We start from the raw sequence: 3,516 nt of genomic DNA on the forward strand, positions 1-3,516 counted from the left end.
AAGGCCCCCCGGTGCCAGAGCTTCAACGAGGGCCGCACTGCGCTCATCCGGGAGCGCATCCCGGAGCGCGGCACAAAGCTGGGAAGGTGAGGCGAAGCCCTTTGCCTTGCACAGGGCGGCGAACGAGAGAGGCTGCTCGCCCGAAGCGGAGTTTCCGGTTTGAATATTCATACTCTCGCGTCTCCCCAAGAATGGAGCCGCGACACGAAAGGCTGTGCTTCGCTGGCTGTCGTGCTATTGTTTCTGCGGATGCCGATCCACAATCTTGCACAACGCCGTTGCCCTCCAGGTCAGCGGCGTTTGCTTTTCAGGCGGCGCTATGCGCTGCGTCAGGCTTGGACAATTTCGGGGAAGCCGGGAGGTCGCGCAGGCGCCCGCCCAGCATCGCCTGGTCCAGCTTCTCAACCTCACTCAGCGGCCAGAGCCGACGACGCCCAGCGGTCACGGTGCGGAGCCTGAGCTTCGCTGTCGCACGGCGGATGGTCGCGACTGAAAGCCGGGTGCGGACCGTAAGATCGTCAAGCGTGAAATACTGGGTCGCTGGCGTGACTGGCGGAATGCGCCCGCCACGCTTCGTCCGCAACTGATCCGTTTGCATATCGCTCACTCCGGGGCGCGCGCATCCCACAACGGAATGCTCGCTAGCTTATGCGCCCCCAGACGATGAGCGGTTCAATTTCGCTGGTCATGATCTAGGTCTGGCTCATGAATTCTCGGCGGTCAAGCAATAAGTAGGACAACATTGCTGTCTTTACGATCTGCGACACCTTCGACAATCTTTTCGATGTGTTTACAAACATGATCGACGACCATTTGTTTCTCCGGCATGGAAGCTTGCGACTGGTCATATTGTACTGTGATATCGCTACTATTCTTGGCGTGCCCGACGACAGCTTTCAGGGCGCGAACGTCAACTCGCACAAGGTTCGCCCATGTGATGAAGGAACGCCGGAGGTCGTGATGGCCGAAAGGAGGGACGTCGAGCTTCGACGAAACGATCCCGGCAAAATGCCCCGCCGCACTGTTCGACCAATGCGAGCCCGATACTGCCGGGAAAACGAAGGTGCACCGGGCAGGGATCGCCTTAAGCTGATCTCGCAGCAATCCCCTCGCGGATTCGCTCAGCGGGATCGTCCTGACACCTGCGGCAGACTTCGCCGCCCGAACATGAATGACCCCGTGCTTCCCGGCATCTAGGTCGATGTCCCCACGCCGCAGGCTGGCGATCTCCCCGATCCGCATGCCCAGCAGTAACGCAAGGCGCAGGCTGCGGCAGGCGCTCAGCGAAAGCCCTGCAAGCGCCCCAGCTTCATTCTCACGCCCGTCCAGCGCATTCCAGAGCCGCCGCAATTCGCCGTCGCTCAGATGCCTCGTACGCGGCTGCTGCTTCAGACCTTTTGGGGCACGGGGCTCGGCGCAGACATCGTCTATCCACCCTTGCTCTGCTGCCCAGCGCAGAACGCGGTGCGCGAGCCGAGCGACGCGTAGGCCAACAACCCCCGTGGCGCGGGCGCGCTTCATATCCACGCCGTCTTTGACGTCCCGCAGCAGCTTCGTGAGATCGGACAGCTTCACGTCGGACGTCCGGCGCTTGTCCAGCTTGGCATTTTGGACATGGGTCCAGAGCAGCCTGTCGTAGCGCTGTGTGCTCGGCTTCTGAACTTGTGCGGCATCGGCCGCGTATCCCTTCCACGCGTCGCCCAACGTGCGGGACGCTAGTTCGGCCTTTTCTCGTTGAGCAGCCGTGTCCACGCCGTTCGCGCGGGTGCCGCGCAAGGCTGAGAGAGCCGCGCGAGCATCGGAAACGGAAAAGGCGCTGGTGCCAGCGGCCGACGCGCTGATCTTCGGAACGAAATGGCCCAGCGTCACGCGGCGATGCACCGTCTTTCCGTGCCCGTCCGGCTCTTCGATGCGCGCGAAGAACACAATGCCACGCTTTCCGGTGCGGACACGCAGTCCCCCGCCGAGGTTGAGTTCCCGTCCTGTCTCTTCGGGCTTCGCCAGCAGGGCGGTCAGTCGCAGCGTCCAGCCGCTGTCCGTTGTGGTCTTTTCTGGCACGGGCGGCGGCATCCTCTGGTCGGGCTGGGCAACTAGGGCAGGAATTAGGGCAACTTTTGTCGTCGCCCTTAGATAGTCCGAGATTCACCGAGGAGCAATAGCGACAGGTGATGACACCATTGAACAACCCTTTACAATCGTTGACACTATACCATTAGAATCCCGTTCTGAACGGGGCTCGCCGAAGCTGTTCAAGGGGCGAAATAAGGCACTACTCAATTGTTTCCTCGACAACTGATCGCAAGAGGGCGGCGGCAACATCCGCCGACGGAGAACGACGCCCGCTTCCGTTTCACGGAAGCGGGCTTTTCTTTTTGCGCGCTTCGCGGACGCAGCCGAATTGGTCCTTCCTGCAAACGAAGGATGCTGACGGGCCGGCGGCTGGCCAGTCTGCCGCCGCTCGATGATCGGGCAGGCGCTCGACCATCGCTGGCGCCTTGCGCTCCAGGAGATTGCCGATGCTCCCGTTCACCTACGATACGCTGCAGGAACGTTTCGCCGCGATCCGTCCCTGGGCGAAGAACGCGATCGGCGATGCCACCAATCGCTGCGCCATCTGCATGGGTTATACGCTGCGCCTGACGCCGTCGCAGGACGACGCGACGATCCAGACCATCATGAGCGCGGAACTCGGGACGTCCTTCAACGGCGCGCCGCCGCTGGCGGGCGGGCCTCGCCCGGGCGTGCTGCCGGGTTCGGGGAAGCCGCTCGGCGGGTTGAGCCAGCTGTTCTTCATCCGTGCCTCGGAGTTGCTGCCGCGCGTTCAGAGGGCCTACGGCCCGGCCGATATCGAGGGCGTCTGCAAGGACGTCACGCCCAGGGTGCTCGGCCGGAAGGGCGTGCTCTATCTGGAGAACTGCTACCAGACGGATGGCGACAAGAGACGCTCCTTCTTGTTCTTCCAATGGACGTTTGGCGACCACTGGGACCTGTTCGACGGCACGATGATCGTCGCGCAGGATGACAGGCTGGCCGGCAACCGCCATTCCGGCCAGCTCCATTTCTGGCAGGCGCGATAGCCATCGCCTACGATCGTCCAATCCTGCCATCGTTCTGCTAAGATCGGTTCGAAGATCGGTGCTTCCGTCGGAGGAAAGTAGATGAGCGGTATCCCAAGCGCAGCCGAGATCGAGGCCGCCAAGGCGGTGCTGCAGGCAAATGCCGGGGTCGAGGCGAAGCAGCAGGCCGGGTCGTCTGTCGGCGATGTCGCCGGCAACGTCGCTACCGAGGGCGCCGGCATCGCCGTCGATGCCGCGATCGAGGCGGTGGTCGAGAGCATCGGCTCCATCGTGACGACGGCCGGTGAGGTTGTCGTTTCTGTGATCGGCGGGATTTTCGAGGGTTAGTATCCGATGTCGCCCGAATTCCTGCTGACCTCGCTCATCATCGTCGCCTCGCCAGGCACCGGCGCGATCTACACCATCGCCGCCGGGCTGACGCGCGGCTCGCGGGCGAGCG

Annotated in this window: 4 protein-coding genes and 1 pseudogene; 3 read left to right on the forward strand and 2 right to left on the reverse strand. The window is 62.8% G+C overall.

Going from position 1 to position 3,516, the window contains the following annotated elements; genetic code table 11:
- Nucleotides 1-307: 307 nt before the first annotated feature.
- A complete protein-coding gene (locus Q0Q02_RS23470) occupies nucleotides 308-598 on the reverse strand; it encodes a hypothetical protein (protein WP_293813206.1) in 291 nt (96 codons plus the stop codon).
- A gap of 122 nt (nucleotides 599-720) precedes the next feature.
- Nucleotides 721-2,058, reverse strand: coding sequence for a site-specific integrase (locus Q0Q02_RS23475; RefSeq protein ID WP_293813208.1), 1,338 nt, complete (start codon nucleotides 2,056-2,058; stop codon nucleotides 721-723).
- A 458-nt stretch (nucleotides 2,059-2,516) separates the two neighbouring features.
- On the opposite strand from Q0Q02_RS23475, the gene Q0Q02_RS23480 reads away from it, so the two are divergent.
- The 3 genes and pseudogenes from Q0Q02_RS23480 to Q0Q02_RS23490 form a co-directional block, all read left to right on the forward strand.
- The gene (locus Q0Q02_RS23480) at nucleotides 2,517-3,077 is read left to right on the forward strand and encodes a hypothetical protein (protein WP_293813210.1); all 561 of its coding nucleotides are present in this window, start codon (nucleotides 2,517-2,519) and stop codon (nucleotides 3,075-3,077) included.
- Between the two features lie 81 nt (nucleotides 3,078-3,158).
- Nucleotides 3,159-3,404: a hypothetical protein gene (locus Q0Q02_RS23485; protein WP_293813212.1), complete on the forward strand. Its 246-nt coding sequence runs from the start codon at nucleotides 3,159-3,161 to the stop codon at nucleotides 3,402-3,404.
- A gap of 6 nt (nucleotides 3,405-3,410) precedes the next feature.
- Nucleotides 3,411-3,516 (forward strand): annotated as a pseudogene (locus tag Q0Q02_RS23490) (LysE family translocator); the annotation flags it as partial.

Source organism: uncultured Allobosea sp. (assembly GCF_945956895.1).
In the GTDB taxonomy this organism is placed as follows: domain Bacteria; phylum Pseudomonadota; class Alphaproteobacteria; order Rhizobiales; family Beijerinckiaceae; genus Allobosea.

Coding starts and splice junctions, on each gene's coding strand:
- Q0Q02_RS23470 (WP_293813206.1), bottom strand. CDS start 598: ATGCAAACGGATCAGTTGCGGACGAAGCGTGGCGGGCGCATTCCGCCA.
- Q0Q02_RS23480 (WP_293813210.1), top strand. CDS start 2,517: ATGCTCCCGTTCACCTACGATACGCTGCAGGAACGTTTCGCCGCGATC.
- Q0Q02_RS23485 (WP_293813212.1), top strand. CDS start 3,159: ATGAGCGGTATCCCAAGCGCAGCCGAGATCGAGGCCGCCAAGGCGGTG.